12 protein-coding genes are annotated in these 15,269 nt (G+C 29.7%); 4 read left to right on the top strand and 8 right to left on the bottom strand.

Annotated features, from left to right (window positions below):
- The 8 genes from AX016_RS00460 to AX016_RS00425 form a co-directional block, all read right to left on the bottom strand.
- A complete protein-coding gene (locus AX016_RS00460) occupies positions 1-1,758 on the bottom strand; it encodes a type VI secretion system Vgr family protein (RefSeq protein ID WP_100893724.1) in 1,758 nt (585 codons plus the stop codon).
- A gap of 259 nt (positions 1,759-2,017) precedes the next feature.
- Positions 2,018-2,416: a type VI secretion system tube protein TssD gene (gene tssD / locus AX016_RS00455; protein WP_100893698.1), complete on the bottom strand. Its 399-nt coding sequence runs from the start codon at positions 2,414-2,416 to the stop codon at positions 2,018-2,020.
- A 476-nt stretch (positions 2,417-2,892) separates the two neighbouring features.
- Positions 2,893-5,286, bottom strand: a complete 2,394-nt coding sequence (gene tssR, locus AX016_RS00450) for a type VI secretion system protein TssR domain-containing protein (protein WP_100893723.1) — start codon at positions 5,284-5,286, stop codon at positions 2,893-2,895.
- Positions 5,283-6,194, bottom strand: a complete 912-nt coding sequence (locus tag AX016_RS00445; protein ID WP_198519394.1) for a PKD domain-containing protein — start codon at positions 6,192-6,194, stop codon at positions 5,283-5,285. The genes tssR and AX016_RS00445 overlap by 4 nt, the downstream gene beginning before the upstream one ends.
- A gap of 29 nt (positions 6,195-6,223) precedes the next feature.
- A complete protein-coding gene (gene tssO, locus AX016_RS00440; protein WP_100893721.1) occupies positions 6,224-6,670 on the bottom strand; it encodes a type VI secretion system TssO in 447 nt (148 codons plus the stop codon).
- 2 nt (positions 6,671-6,672) lie between these two features.
- Positions 6,673-7,167: a type VI secretion system TssO gene (tssO, locus tag AX016_RS00435; protein WP_100893720.1), complete on the bottom strand. Its 495-nt coding sequence runs from the start codon at positions 7,165-7,167 to the stop codon at positions 6,673-6,675.
- A gap of 517 nt (positions 7,168-7,684) precedes the next feature.
- Complete coding sequence (locus AX016_RS00430; RefSeq protein WP_100893719.1) at positions 7,685-9,052, bottom strand: DUF5458 family protein; 1,368 nt, start codon at positions 9,050-9,052, stop codon at positions 7,685-7,687.
- An 18-nt stretch (positions 9,053-9,070) separates the two neighbouring features.
- Positions 9,071-9,526, bottom strand: a complete 456-nt coding sequence (locus AX016_RS00425) for a hypothetical protein (RefSeq protein ID WP_100893718.1) — start codon at positions 9,524-9,526, stop codon at positions 9,071-9,073.
- Between the two features lie 144 nt (positions 9,527-9,670).
- On the opposite strand from AX016_RS00425, the gene AX016_RS00420 reads away from it, so the two are divergent.
- The 4 genes from AX016_RS00420 to AX016_RS00405 are packed head-to-tail and all read left to right on the top strand — an operon-like array spanning position 9,671 to position 15,245.
- Positions 9,671-10,099 (top strand): GPW/gp25 family protein, encoded by a 429-nt coding sequence (locus AX016_RS00420; protein ID WP_100893717.1) that lies wholly within the window; start codon positions 9,671-9,673, stop codon positions 10,097-10,099.
- 30 nt (positions 10,100-10,129) lie between these two features.
- Positions 10,130-11,878 carry a type VI secretion system baseplate subunit TssF gene (locus AX016_RS00415; RefSeq protein WP_157811045.1) on the top strand — a complete coding sequence of 583 codons (1,749 nt, stop codon included), beginning with the start codon at positions 10,130-10,132 and terminating at the stop codon, positions 11,876-11,878.
- 5 nt (positions 11,879-11,883) lie between these two features.
- Positions 11,884-14,322, top strand: a complete 2,439-nt coding sequence (locus AX016_RS00410; RefSeq protein WP_100893715.1) for an AAA family ATPase — start codon at positions 11,884-11,886, stop codon at positions 14,320-14,322.
- The gene (locus AX016_RS00405) at positions 14,316-15,245 is read left to right on the top strand and encodes a hypothetical protein (protein ID WP_100893714.1); all 930 of its coding nucleotides are present in this window, start codon (positions 14,316-14,318) and stop codon (positions 15,243-15,245) included. The genes AX016_RS00410 and AX016_RS00405 overlap by 7 nt, the downstream gene beginning before the upstream one ends.
- The last annotated feature ends 24 nt before the right edge of the window (positions 15,246-15,269 follow it).

Here is a 15,269-nt window from a genome sequence, read left to right as displayed (position 1 = left end):
TTAAGAATTTATTTTTACCATAGAGCCAGTAATGTTGGTGTCCCCAGTAGAGTTGGTTTTAATTGCAGCACCTAAAACATTGGTTTCTTCACCGCCATTTATAGTTGCATTTTTGGAACTTAGTAATGACAAGCTTTTTGTACCCGTAATACCTACTGTTGGTGCATCTACAACGATATTTTCTTTTCCGCCAATTTTAACATTTGTCCCGTCTAGTTCTATTTCTGTTCCTTTTAAGAAAATATTAGTAGCATCTAACGTAATTGTTTTAGGAGCAGAAATAGTAATAGTTTCATCTCCGTTTAGTGTAATGCTACTACCACTTGGATCAGAAATAGTTATTTTCCCTTGGTTTTCATCATCATTAAAAGTTATGGTATTACCACTTCTTGTAGTTATACTTTTACTTTTGTTTTGTTCTAAACCTCCGGCTCCTGTTTGCCCGTTAAAAAGGCTACCTAGTACAAAAGGTCTGTTAGGGTCGTTGTATCTAAAACCAAGTAAAACCTGGTCACCTTCTTCTGGTATAAACACAAAACCTCTGTTGGTAGCTACGTTACTGCTGCTCCCTGCATCTGGTGTCATAACACGTATCCATGCCGTTTTCATTTCTCCGGTTTGCCAGTTCATTTTTACTTGTACTCTTCCTTTGTTTTTAGGGTCTTGGTTGCTTAATACCGTTGCCATTTGTGTTTGCGCTACTGGCAATGTTACTTTAGGTTCAGGTAGGCTTTTAATATCTACAGGTAACGCCACAAAACTATTGGTGTAATAGTTAGCTTCTTTAGCGTAGTGTGTAATTTCTGTAATAATATATTTACCGTGCTTTTTAGTGGCATAACTAGCAACACCGCTAAGTATAGCTGTTTCTATGTCTATAATACTCCCTACAGCTAATCCTTTTTTAGTAGACTTGCCAGATATGTAGTTAGAGTTAGCCGCCGCACTTTGTTGTTTCTTTTTTAAATAGTTGTCTATCTCAGACTTGTTTTTAATTCTAGGAATGGTGTACCCATTACCACCAGTAGAAAAGAGCTCTAAACTAGTGTTAAAGGCGTGTTGTCCTAATTCATTTAAACCAGTAGGACTATCTGGAGTTTGGCTGTTGTGTTGTTGTACGTCTTGGGAGTTAAACGAAAAAGCTTGTGCTTTACGAGCCTGTGCTTGTATGCCAATATTCATTTCGGTTAAATCTTTACCGTATTCTATAGTAATAGGGTCTGTTTGTGATGGTTTTCCAAAAAATAAGGTGTCTCCATCATAAAACAACCACTCGTTATGTTGTTTAGCAATACGCTGTATAAACTTAAAGTTGGTTTCTAGGTATTGCGACTCATAGTCTAGTGTAGCGGTATTTTCTGGTGCAATTTCTGTAGTTAACTTAGGGTTTTTAGTCACCACTTTTACAATGTCTGCTAAGGACTTGTTTAACCAAGATTGCATAACCTCACTATCTTCTAAAACAATAGTAGAGGAGTAGCCAGAGAGAATAATTTGCCCGTGATTGCCGTTGTTTTGATTAAGAGATACGTTGGTTATAATACCTGTAAAATCTTTGCCAGTAGTAGTAATAAGTATTGTTTTACCAAGCCAGTCTTTAGACTTGTCTATGGTGTGTGCGGTAGTGGTTTCCCCGGCTTCTAAATCTATACCAACCTCAAAAGAATGGTGATCGTTAATTTTTTGAGCTATGGTAATGTGTTTGTAACCACTAATAAATTTACCGTTAATACTAATTTGCTTATTTTCTGGTGTCATAACTTTATGTTTGTAGGTACTATATAAGCCTTGTGGTAAATTTAGAAACCAAGAGGCCTAATTTTAATGTTATTTTAAACAAAGCAGTAAAGAGATTAGTTTTACTAGGTTTGTTTTATTTTTTAGATGTATTGGTTTGTGTGTAACTAATACACCATATGTGGTATTTTGTAAAAGGATAAAAAAGCCTTCAAATTATGACACTTGAAGGCTTTAATAGTATAAACATGTCTAAACAACTAGTATGTGTTTAGTAGTTTTATGATCTTGGCCAACGGTTTAATAAAGAAGCTGTACCAACGTTAATTTCCTCAGCAGAGAAAGTAACTTTAATAGTCATAGGTACGTCATTATTAACGTCTAATGTTTCTTTAAAATGAACGATGTAAGCGTTTTTAAACTCAACTTCTTTCATTTTAGCATCCTCGTCTGTTTTCTTAAAAGTAATTTTACCTTCAACAGGTTTAAACTGACTGTTAACCATAGCTTCAATAACAGAAGTATCTTCTGTAGACTCTATAACTAATTCAACTCTACCACCAGTTACGTTAGAAGATGGCTTACCTTTAGAATCTGTATTTCTACTAAATTCATAATCAGAATAAAGTACATCAAATACTTTACCACCGAAACTAAAATCTGCTCTAAATGATCCCATAATAATTTGTTTTTTTAATTAAAATTAATTTTTAAAATGTTACAGTTCCTCTTTAGTTTCGACTAGTATAAAAAAAAGAGAAAGCATCAAAAAACTACTTTTTTGAAATTTTCTCCATACTTAGGCAAAAACCTAAGTCCTTAATATGACATTATTTTATTTTGGAAGAAAGAGAAAAATTCTAAAATATTGTCTTTATGAAGGCTAATGTATTAAATAATATCAGTTTACAAAAGTAATTTTTTTAATTTAACACGTATTTAATGTTGTGTTTAAACGATAAAGCCTTACAAAAACAAGTGTTATATCATATATTATTTTTAAAATTATACATATTAGTAAGAAAAAGCATACGCATTTAATCCTTTATTTCTGTTGTTTTATCGATTTACTGACTGTTTAAATGCAAATAAATTAGGTGCTAAATTTTTTTATAAGACCCTCAAAAGAACAATTTTGAGGATCTTATGTTGCTTTTAAAGCAATAAATATTCTGGAACAAAATAAGTGTCTTTATTTACTTTTATAAGATCGTTGTCTAAAAATTTCTTTTCTAAAAGATCTACTTTATCACGATTTTTTAGAAAAAATTTGTCAAATCCTTTTTGTGTAGCAGACTTGGTCTTTATTTTTAAAGTTTGGTAACTACCAAATGTACGATCTACCTTTATGCCTGTTTTAAAAAAGAATAATTGAGATAGTTTGTCGTTTCTATAGATTACTTTTCTTTTAAAGACTTTATTTATGCCTCTAATTTCTCTTCTGTAAGTTCTTTTTAGTATTCTTTTTTCTCTTCTAGTTAATGTCTCTTTGGTATGTATGTAATCATCTGCATTTGTGTATGAGCTTATTTCACTATTAAAAGAGGCAAGTCTAGACTCTGCAAATCGAGGCAACAAAGCTCTGTAGTTTTCAATTAAATCTAGAACTTCTGTTTTGCTCATATGGTACCCTTTTTGCAAAGAGTTAACACTGGCTTTATCTAACGGTGTGTTTTTGTAAAAAATGTCGTTAGGGTTGTTTTTGTCTATTAAACTTATTTGTAAGCTGTCAGAATTAAAAATAGTTTTTAAAAACTTAGAAGGCTTAGATTTTAAAACACCAAGCTTGCTTTTATAGTTGTTTAAAGATGTTATAAGCTTATTGTTTGTGTTAATTGTATTAATTAATACGGTGTCTATTGCTGTGCTTAAAGCTTTTGGCTCTATATGCATATTTATACTAGGAAAAATAACACCGCCGTTAAATAAGCTGTTTTGTGGGGCGTCATAAACATAAATATTACTGTTTTCTGAGGCTATGTTTTTTAAACTGTTTTTACTAATAGTTAGGTTGTTATCTATAATGTAGTTTTCTATAAAAGAGTTGTAGTTTTTAGATACATCAGATAATATTTCTTTAGCTAATAATAAATTATTTTGGTTACTTTCATTAGAGCGGTTCTGTAATTGTATAAATAATAATTTAGAGGACTTTAAAGCCATTTTTTTAATTAAATAGTCTTGTCTGTCTAAATTATAATTACCACTACTGCCAGCTATAATAAAAAAGTTATTTTCAAAACTAGTGGTGTTGTAACTAGTTGCTAAAGAAGTTTCTATTGCTTGGTTTAAGGTTAGGTAGTCTTTGGTAATTGCTTTTTTGTGTAATGGTTTTTCCTCTAGTATGTTTTGTATAAAGGTTATCCAACTAGCAAAAGATGTAGTTTTAGGTAGTACATAAGATTTGTTTTTACTTCTACTAACAGCAGAAAAAGAGAATTTTAAATCTTCATGTTGTGGAAAAAATAAACCTATATTTTGAAGAGAGTTTATTAAAGGCTTAATGCTTTCTTTTTCGTCTTCATTAAATATAAAATGAAAATTAACTGTTTTGCTTTCTTTTTCTAGTCTATTGGCATCAGAAATTAAAACATTGTTACCTTTTACGTTTATTAATTTATTCTCGTTCTGGTCCCAAATGTAAAAAGGAACATTTGCTGTGGGGTTACTAAATTCACTTGGCTTATTAGGTGCTTTATTGTAAAAGTAATTAGCGTAAATATGTTGTTGTGATATAGTAAGGTTTGTAGAGTCTTTAATATGTAAAGATTTTTTTTGTCCTGCTAAATTGTAAACATGACCTTGCCCAATAGGAGAAATTAAATCTGTAGATACCCATCCCATAACATTAGTTTCTACACCATTAATGCTTGGTGCATTAGAAATAAGCACAGCATTACCTGTTTGGTTATACTTGTAAGGGTAAACGGTTTGGTTTAAAAGCAATTTTTTATCTAAGGGTTTGTTAAAAAAAGGATCTTCATAAACCACTAAGCTGTCACCCACAAAAGTCTTATTTAATTTATATAAACCACTAGTTTTACTAACGCCTATTTTATATTTTAAAGGTTTGTTGTTTATTGTGCTGATAAAAGAGTTTTTATGCTCTAGCGTATTACTTTTAGATATCCAGCCAATATAATTTACTCCTTTAGTATCTGTAAAATGGCGTTTTCTATTGAATAAAAAAGAAAGTATACTTTTAGGTTTTCCAATTAATGATGAGTCTGCTAAAACAACCTCATAAGCATTGTTTTTATCACTTATAACAAAATAAGGTTCTAGAAATGATTGAGATCCTTTTTTAAATTGACCATAGCTGTTGGTGTAAGAAGTATTGTTGCTTCTGTCTGAATAGACCACCAATATAGACTTATCTTTTTTTAGTTTTAAGTTTTCGGTATCGCTATCTGGGTAATTAAAATTATGATCGCTTACACGTTCAATTTTTTCATATTTAAATACTTGTGCATTAGTGGTATTAAAAAGCAGTACAGATAAAAAAGCTATTATAAATGGTACTATGTTTTTTGGTTGGTTATTTTTCATTCTAACATGCTTTGAGTTACATTAATTCTTTTAATACATTTATACGTTTCTAGTTCTATACTATTGATGCTTATTCTTTTATTACGTTTACCATCCAAATAGTGTAAGCCTTGGCAGTAACTATAGAAGTCGTTATACTTACTGTTGTTAACCACAATTACAACTTCATTAGCGTTATTGCAAGTGTATTTATTTTTTAAATACCTAAACTGTTCGTTAAAAGTTGCTCTGTCTGATACGTCTGCATCTGCAATTGCTTGTAAATGCTTTTTAATATCGCTTTCTGCTAAAGAAAGAGAATCTACGGTAACCATGACATCTAATTTTTCAAAACGCGGAAGTATTTTTATTTTATGATATATAGGGTATTCTGTAGTATTGGTTGTTAGTTTTACATCATAAGTTCCTGGCTCTGAGTATACGTATACATTTTGTTTTTCGTACGCATCTACAGTTCCTGTTTCTCCAAATTCCCAGTACCAAGTTTCTATTCCTGGCCCTTGAGAAGTAAATATTAACTCTTCTCCTGTATAGCCTTCATCTGGGCCAAAAAGCTTAGGTATAGAGTCTATTACTCTACGCTCTTTAACAGATATTACTTTGATATATTTAGATAGTGTTTGGTTTTTGTCTATATCTACAGTAACTAAATATTTACCAGGTTCTTTGTATTTGTATTTTACGTCTAAGTTGCGTTTTAATGTGTCTCCATTGCCAAAATGCCACACTAGTTTTTTGTCTTTTACTACAGATGTATCATTTAAGAAAAAATCTAATTCTTCATTTTGTTCATAATGGCTGTTGTCATTAGAATCAAAAACATAGAAATCTAAATTTTTTAACTCAGAATTAAAAGGGTAAAAACTTAAAATGATAATAACTAATGAGATTAGTAGGAGTACACTCAATAGTATAATTTTATTTTTGTTATTCATGTCTATATATTTGCTTTACATTCATTTAGGTTCTTTTCTATCAATTTGTTGTTTTTCATTGATTTGTTCAGTGCTTCATTAATATCAAAGTATATTTTTAATATTCTAGATGATTGTTGTCCAAAACTATACTTGTTGTTCTTGTTGTTTATTTTGTAAATGTCTTCAAGTGCATAAATATCTCTTTTAATGCCATCAATTCTTTGTACTTGATTAATATCAAACTCTATAGTTTTTATAGTGTCGTGTAAAGTAACAACTTGCGTAATGTATTTTTTTTGAGCACTTAAAATTTCTTCGGAATTTCTAATGTCGCTCATTATCTCTTTACTCTCTAAAACAGGAACCGAAATAAAGAAATTGACAATTATTACAAACAGGATACCTACGACCCAGGAGAAAAATAGTGTGAACCTAATTTTTCGCCAAGAATTTTCATTTAGTTGCATAGTTAATTAAATTGGTTAGAGTTTATTTCTTTATATTTTTGTTTGCATTTTTCTAACTGGTCAATGTTGTACAATCTTTTACTTTCTTCTTTTTTGTACACATCCATTATAGATTGTATTTCTCCTAAATGCTTAAATAGTTCTTGGTATAACTCGTAATGTTTGGCGTCTTGCTTATTAATGTTAATTTCTTTTTCTAAACTTAAGCGAGTGTCAGAAATAAGTTTTTGCATTTCCTTGTGCTCTGTTAGTGTTCTTTGCTTGTTTTTTAGGCTACTTAAGTTTTTATAAATGTCCTCTAACTGGTAGTTGAGTTGTGCTTGTTTGTTAAAAATAGCATCGTAGCTAGCCTTTTTTTCGTTTAAGAGTGTAATTCCTTTAGTTGCTGTATTTAGGGTAAAAGATCCGCATACTAGTAGTACAATTATTAGGAAACTAAAGTATAGAGAGAATTTTAAAATTTGTTTTCTTCTTTTAATGTAGTTTAACGGTTTCATTAAATAAAATTTGTATTTAAAAAATCAACCCATTTTGGGTTTAGTTAGTTGTTTTGTAATATTAATTGCCTACGGTTTTACTTGTAGTGCTATCTGGTTTTAATAAAGTCTTTTCTTACTACATAATTAAAATTTTATAATAGTACTATTTTTATAAAAATAGTTGCTATTTATACTTACTAGTATGTGGCCACTTATAAATAGTTATAAATTAATTATGTGTAATATATTTTGTAATTTTTTTGACCAAGATATTTAATTTTTCCTATAAAATTTACATAAAAAACAGTTTTTTTTGTCTGTTTTTACTGTAGATTAAAATTTTACTGTTTGCAGGTAATTAACAGTAATTAATGTTCACTGAATTCAGTGTTTTTTTATGGAAAATAAAATTTAGCAGAAAAGGGGAGTATCTAAAATAGTCTTAGAGTTGCTATTTGGGACTAAATTTTAATTGTTTTTTTGGGGTATTAAATAAGGAATGGTCTTTATATAAAGACCATTCCTTGGTATGCTATTATTGTTGGTTATATTCACTATGCCAAACAGCCTCTTCTGGGCCATCTCCTTTGTGACCATCTAATTGTATTACAAAACTTTTTGCAGGAAAATATGGTGTAATATGAAGATCTATTAAGACTCTGTCTTTTTGGTTAGGATCTTGCTCTATTTTCATTACCTTAAATTTCTCAATAAGTTTTGTTGGTCCATGAATACTATCTAAGAATTTAACAATTTGGCTTCTTAAATCAGACTCTGTTCTGGTAGTCCAGTTTTCAAAAGCTCTTCTGTTTAAAAAGTCAAATAATACCTTTGTAATATAATCAAATACACGAACAACAGAATAGGTTTGTAATCCTAGGTTGTCTCCGTTAAAAAGTGTTTTAGCAGAAAAAGCCATAACTTTACTGTACTCATTAACCATAGGTACTAATCCCATTTTTTCTAGCTCAGAGATTTCACTCTTTTTAAGATCAAAACGTACACTTTCTACTTCGTTAATACCACCAAACTTTTTACCCGCTACAACTTGTGACATTAATGTGCTGTATATTTTACCAGCAAGTGCAGAAGAAGGAGGAACATATAAGTTGTCTTCCTCGCCAACAATATCATCTTTTTTTCTTCCTAATAACCAGTTACAAGTCATTAGTGTATTAGATTTGTAAACGTCTCCGCCGGTATGGTTAGAGTTAAAGAAAAGATCCACAACATCGTCTGGTGTTTCTAAATCTTGAAAATCTGTTAGTAAAACAGTTTTGTTGTCAAAAGCTATTTTAGACCACTTATCTAGGATAGCATTAGTTCCTAAATAACCAGGTATAACTAATAAAGAATAGTTTTGTCTTAGATCTAGTCTGTCAAAATTTTGTTTTAGCTCATTACCTATATAATCTATAAAGTAAGGATTATCTAAATCTTTTAATTGATGCATACTAGCGTTAACAATAGTTACGTTTTTAACCTTGTCACTCTCTGTATTTTTGTAGAAATGTGCTAATGATCTGTAAGAAGTTTCTAATTCTTTAGTTCTTTTTAATGCTTGCTTAAGATTAGCATTTAGGACTTCTCCTACTTTAAGTGCCTTTTCTTTGGCAATGTCACGCATTTCTTCACTGTTTTTGTCGCTCTTTAAAAGATCCAACCAAACAGTTAATCTGTTCGTTAAATTTTTACGTTCAGACTCCCATTGGTCATCTGTTAAAAATATATTTCTTCTTGCTTTTCTGTTAGGGTTAAGATTAGTGTACCCATCAATTACATTTTCTAAAAAAGAGAAACCACCAAATTCTTTTAATAAATCTATTGAAGCTGATAAATCTACTGTTTCAGCTTGTTTAGTTTGTGTAGCTATAGATTTACTTGTTTGAGTCTTTTCTGCCATTATTTAATTTTTTGATCGTTATTTTTCAGCATTTTTAATTTCAGAAATAGAATCTTCTAAAATTTGAATAAGTGCATTTTTAGTGTCAGGGTTTTCTAAAGCCTTTAAAAGGGCTCTGTTAGAAGATAGTTGACGAGAAATTTTTACATTTTGTTCTTTCTCAATATCTAACTTACTTAAAAATTCACTGTTCTCTTTAATTTTTTTAGAATCAAAATCTCCAATGTTTTTAAAGTTCATTACCTCACTTACCTCACTGCCGTTTTCATCTTGGTGTTCTAATTTTACAGACGGAGAAAATTTTTCAAAAACTTGCTCCACTGTTTGTAAACCATGTATTGCCTCTGGTGAAACTGGTGCTTCATCAGTTAATTTTTGAACCAATAAAGTTCTGTTAGAAGGGATGTCTGCTATAGATTCGTTTACATCTAACTTTACTTCATTACCCCCAATACCATAATTATACATTGCCATATTGTCTATTTTTTTTATTAATGTTATCTAGTTTTTTATAATTTTAATATGAATATACCTCTTTTATTTAAAACAATAAAATTATATTTGTTTAAAACACTGTAAGTGCATGCGTAAGATATTACTGATAAAGATATAAAACTAATGAACTATTTAAAGTTGCCAATAGATTTTTCTGAAATTTTAACAAATAAAAGCGCAGATAGATGTTCTAAAGTTGAATCTATAGCGCAGCATATAATGATGATGATTACCTCTAGATACGGCGAAGTTGTAGGTAGAGATGATTTTGGTTCGCAAATTTGGGAGCTAGAATTTAGTCAGTTAGTAAGAATTAAAGATTGGGAAGAACGGGTAGAAAATTCTTTAACTGAAGCCATAAAAAAATATGAATTTAGATTAAAAGATATTAAAGTGTCCGTTGTTTTGTCTGAGGTTGATGATAACTTATCTAGTAGTGAAAATACACAAATACGCAGAAAATCACAGATAGCTGTAAAGGCAAAATTAATAGAAAACGATATGGATTTTAATTTTAATACCTTAATATATATAAGTCCTTTATCCCAATAAATTAGTATGAGAGACCAAACATTTTTAACATTGAAAAAAAGGATGTTAGAACGCTCTATGGAGTTATGGGGTATAAAAGAGGCTAATAGCATAGACCCCTTAATAGACCTTTTAATAGATGTTTTTGCTTATGAAAAAGCAAAGCTACATCAAGAAATTAAATTGTCTGATACCCAGCTGCTTCACAGGTTATCTAGAATATTATTAAGTAGTAAGTGGTCTTCTCCAATGCCTGCACATGCTTTAATGCTAATGTACCCTAATGAGGAAACATATACTGTTACTCCAGATAATCATTTTTATGTAAATACTAGTAGTTATGGTAAAGATAACTTAAGTGTCTTTTTTACGCCTCTAGTAAATAGTACCGTACATAATGCAGCAGTAAAATATAAGTTGTACAATACGCAGTTGGTACAGTATATTAATAACGAGGCTATTAGTAATACTTTTTTTGATAAAGAAAATAGAGTAGAAGACAATACACTATGGTTAGGTATAGAAATTGACCAAGAAAAGCTTCATAAATTAGACCGTTTATCCTTAACCGTATTAATGGAAGATCTAAATTTGTATCCTCTTTTAAATACAATGTCTGTTAATGGTGAAAACAGAGTTAATATAAGGTGTTCTAAGGGTAACTTTGACTCTAATGAGCTTGATGAAACACATTATTCTGAAGAAATAACTACGTTTTATAAGGATTATTTTTATGATTTAGATTTAGAAGGTAGCACTCATATAAAAAAGTCTTTGAGCCAGTTATTTCCGTTCTCTAAAAAGGAAGTAGAGGACATAGATTATGATCAAAGTCTTTTTTGGATAAAAATTAAGCTGCCAGAAATTTTTGATAAGCAAAAAATAGAACAATTTAATGTTTCTCTTAACACCGTTCCTGTAGTTAATAGGCAAAGAGTTTATAAACAGCACAATTATAGTAAAAACGGAAGAATAGTATCTCTCCCATGTGAGCATAAAAACTATTTTTTAAATGTTAAATCTGCTCAAGATGATAATGGAAAATATTTAAAGAATATTTTAAACGATTATGAAAATAGAAGAAACGGTACATACTCTCTCTATTTTGGAGATATAGAAAAGTTTGATACTAGAAGCGCAAAAGTTTTAATAAATAAGGTAACACAATCTATTAGAGAAGAAGGTAATGCATATGCAGCTATGAATCCTGAAAGGTTAGATACTTACTTAGAAGAATTAATAAAACAGCTAGACTTGCTAGAGCAAAAAGCAATAGATAAAGTAAAAGATATAGATGTGTCTGAAAGTACATTTTTATTAACCTACCCTTTTCCTAATGCAACCAATTATGAAATAGAATATTGGACAAGTAATGCAGATTTGGCTAATGATTTTAATGAACAAAGTACATTTAATCAATATGCCACTAATGAGTTTGATATGAAAAAAACTCGCTTGTTAACAACTACTGTTGGTGGTAAAATTAGAAAAGGAGAAAGAGAACAGGTAGATAGTTTAAGGTATGGCTTGCTTACAAAAGAACGTATAGTTTCTAAGGCAGATGTAAAAAGTTTTATAAATCAGCAAATAGGTAACTACGTATCTAACATACAAATACAACCAGGAGCACAAATTTCAAAAGAAAAGAAAAAAGGAATAATAAGAACAACAGATGTTTTAATTACATTAAACACTTTATTTTCATCTAAACAAGATTTAGATAGATTAGGTGTTTATTTTGAAAATGAATTGACAAATAAGTCAATCAGTAACATTCCGTATAAAGTAGTAATTCAGTAATAACTATGAAAGAATTAGATTTTAGTCAAGGATTAATTTCGGCTATGAAAATGGCCAAACATAATGCTAATAATGATAAGCATACTTCATATGGTGTAGCTCATTTAGTTATGGCTATGCTTATAGAACCAACCGGTCTTAAAGAAATTTTAGAAAGCTTAGGTAAAGATATTGGTTACATAGCAGAGTGGTTTGAGGTAAGAAGAGAAATGTATACACCTACCACAGAGTTTGACGAAGAAACAATGCAAGATAGTGAAGTGCAAATAGTGCTAGAAGATGCTATACGTTCTAAAATTAAATTAGGAACAGATTTTATAGATCCTATTTGTGTTTTTACAGCTGTTATTAGAGAAGGTGTAGTGTACTCTAAAGCTCAGATAGATTCTTTGGGTGTTAATGAAAATGATGTGCTAAACCAATACAATGTACCAAAGCTAAATTTATTATCAGGTTCAGATGCAGAAAACCAAGTAGTTTCTTCTACACCATTTTCTGTAAATCTTAAAACAGAAAAAATAACAAAAGAAGGTGCTTTAATAATAGGTAGAGAAAAAGAGGTTAGATCTATATTAGAAAATTTAGAAAGATCAGAAAACAAAGGAACCTTATTAATTGGAGATTCTGGTGTTGGTAAAACCGCAGTTGTAAAGTCTTTTGTTACCGAGTTAGCAAATAATGAAGATGAAGCTATAAGAAATACGTTAGTCTTTGGTTTAAACGTATCAAAACTATTGGCTAGCAGTGGATCTGAGAATGAAATATCTAAAAAAATTGTAGAACTGTTTGAAAAATTACACAAGCTAGAAACACAAACAGTATTAGTTATAGATGATCTTCAAATTTTATTAGAAAATACATCAGGTAAATCTAGTTTAGTAACAAATATTTTAAATGCACAGTTGGCAGAAGGCTCAACAAACCTAGTATTTACAATTACCTCAGATGCTTACAGAAAAAACATAGAAAAACATCCTATAAATAGTAAGTTAGAGATGGTTTTTTTAGAGGAGTTAGATCAATTTTTATTATTAAAATGTTTAGAAAAACACCAAATACGATTACAAGGTATTTACGATATTAAAATTTCTGACCAAGCTTTAAAAGAAACTATAAAACTATCTAAAAGATATTTTAAAGAAAACAAACTGCCTTATGGTGCTATAGATTTGTTAGATAGAACTTTAGCTGCTGTAAAAATGAGTAATAAAAATGCTCAGAAAGAGGTAGAAAAATTTAAGCAAGCACTAAAAGCAATAGAAGAAGCTGATGTTGTTGTAAAAGGTGATTTAGAGTTGCTATTTAAAACAATTTTTAAAAAAATAAGTGTTGTTTTAACCGCAAAAGTAGTAGAGAATTTAGTTCTTTTAGAAGATGATACTGTTGCTATTGGTTTAGAAAAAATACATAAGTTATTGGCAATTTTAGAAGATATAGCATCAGAAAAAATAGAGGTAGTTAAGTCTACAGAAATAGAATCTATTGTTGCAGATATATCTGGTATTCCTTTGGGAAAAATTCAAGCAGAAGAGAAAGAGAAAATATTAGGAATAGAAGATAAACTCCAAGAGCGAGTAAAAGGTCAAGAAAGTGCTATACAAACATTGTCTGACGCTATTATAGAATCTAGGAGTGGGTTAGGTAACCCTAAACAGCCAATTGGGTCTTTTTTCTTTTTAGGACCCACAGGAACCGGTAAAACAGAGCTTACCAAGTCTTTAGCAGAACTGCTTTTTGATGATGAAACTGCTATGATTAGATTTGATATGTCTGAATTTAAAGAAGAGCATTCTGCTGCATTATTATATGGTGCACCTCCAGGCTATGTTGGGTATGAAGAAGGTGGTATGCTAGTTAATAAAATTAGACAAAAACCATATTCGGTAGTGCTTTTTGATGAAATAGAAAAAGCACACAGTTCTGTGTATGACGTTTTTCTTCAAATTATGGATGAAGGTACAATACATGATAAATTAGGTAGAAGTGGAGATTTTTCTAATGCCATAATAATATTTACGTCTAACATTGGTAGCCAATGGATTGCAGAACAAATAGAGCAGGGGACTAAACCATCATCTAATCAATTAATAGAGGTGATGAGCAAACATTTTAGACCAGAATTTTTAGGAAGGTTAACAGAGGTTGTACCATTTTCTCCTATTAATGAAAAAATAGCAAAAGACATTTTTAAATTACACTTTGCTAATCTGCAAAAACAACTTTTAGATCAAAAAGATATTTCTTTAGAATTATCAGAGGAAGCTTTAGCTTTTCTTGCGCAAAAAGGATATTCTAAAAAATATGGTGCAAGACCAATTGGTGGCGTAATTAGGAATTATATTAAAAAGGTAGTTTCTAAATTTATTATTTCTGAACAAATAGTTCCTGGTGATAAAATAATCCTAAACTATAGTGATGAACAACTAATTTGGGATAAATGTTAGAAGAAGAATTTAACATAGACTCTTTAAAAAGAAATAATACAGCAGATTTTGTAGCAGAAGTTTTTTATGAGGAGCTAAAGTTTATTTTAGATAAAGATTTAGATGAAATGCTTATTGTAGAAAACAGTGGTATGAACAGCCGTGCGTTATCTAAAGACATTTTAGACGTTACAACTTTATATAAAAGTATAACCAATAGTTATAAAGAGTTTTTAGTATTGCATTTAAGCAGAAATAGTATTTATCATCAACTTCCAGAAATTTTATTTCATCCATTAGTTATTAGTACACCATCTATGAGCAATAAAGAGGTGGTAGAAGCTATAAAGGAAAATAAAAGGAGAGAGGTAAGAAATATAAACTTTTTTCAAGCTTTTGATACAGATCTTTTTAAAGAAAGTTCTAAAATTGTAAATAGGCATCTTAACTTTTTAACAGATGACAGCTCTAATGAAAACCTTTTTAGAATTGCACAAAAAATTTTAGATGCTAAATTAGAAATACCTAAAGTAAAATTATTTAAGTTATTCTTTAAATTATGCAATTCTGAGCAATTAAAAGAGAATCTTCCCGTTATTGAAGATTTAATTTATGAAGTGCTAGATTTTAAGATAGAATTAAAATATACACCTAAAATTTTTAAGCAAATTCCGTATAATAACCTAGGCAATAGTTTGTTGGGTATAGATTTTGGTTTGCACGGAAATGTAAAAAGTGAAGTAGATGACATCACTGCTTGCATACTGTTAGATGAGCCTATAGATAACTATAATACTCTTTTAAAAAACATTGATAATGTTAAAACAATTTTGAGTTTTTTAATTATTTCAAATAGAGAAATATTTGTAACTTACCATTTAACGGGTAAGTTAGATTTTGCTTTAAATAACAAATATTTAGGTTATGACACTTATTTAAATTAATTAATGTTAAGGATATAAAATACA

This window comes from Cellulophaga sp. RHA19, assembly GCF_002813425.1.
GTDB lineage: Bacteria > Bacteroidota > Bacteroidia > Flavobacteriales > Flavobacteriaceae > Cellulophaga.
This window is presented reverse-complemented; position numbering and strand designations above follow the sequence as displayed.

Excerpts from the sequence above, each read along its gene's own strand:
- AX016_RS00430 (WP_100893719.1), bottom strand. The coding sequence starts at position 9,052 with ATGGCAGAAAAGACTCAAACAAGTAAATCTATAGCTACACAAACTAAA.
- AX016_RS00405 (WP_100893714.1), top strand. The coding sequence starts at position 14,316 with ATGTTAGAAGAAGAATTTAACATAGACTCTTTAAAAAGAAATAATACA.
- tssD (WP_100893698.1), bottom strand. The coding sequence starts at position 2,416 with ATGGGATCATTTAGAGCAGATTTTAGTTTCGGTGGTAAAGTATTTGAT.
- tssO (WP_100893720.1), bottom strand. The coding sequence starts at position 7,167 with ATGAAACCGTTAAACTACATTAAAAGAAGAAAACAAATTTTAAAATTC.
- AX016_RS00425 (WP_100893718.1), bottom strand. The coding sequence starts at position 9,526 with ATGGCAATGTATAATTATGGTATTGGGGGTAATGAAGTAAAGTTAGAT.
- AX016_RS00460 (WP_100893724.1), bottom strand. The coding sequence starts at position 1,758 with ATGACACCAGAAAATAAGCAAATTAGTATTAACGGTAAATTTATTAGT.
- AX016_RS00420 (WP_100893717.1), top strand. The coding sequence starts at position 9,671 with ATGAACTATTTAAAGTTGCCAATAGATTTTTCTGAAATTTTAACAAAT.
- tssR (WP_100893723.1), bottom strand. The coding sequence starts at position 5,286 with ATGAAAAATAACCAACCAAAAAACATAGTACCATTTATAATAGCTTTT.
- AX016_RS00410 (WP_100893715.1), top strand. The coding sequence starts at position 11,884 with ATGAAAGAATTAGATTTTAGTCAAGGATTAATTTCGGCTATGAAAATG.
- tssO (WP_100893721.1), bottom strand. The coding sequence starts at position 6,670 with ATGCAACTAAATGAAAATTCTTGGCGAAAAATTAGGTTCACACTATTT.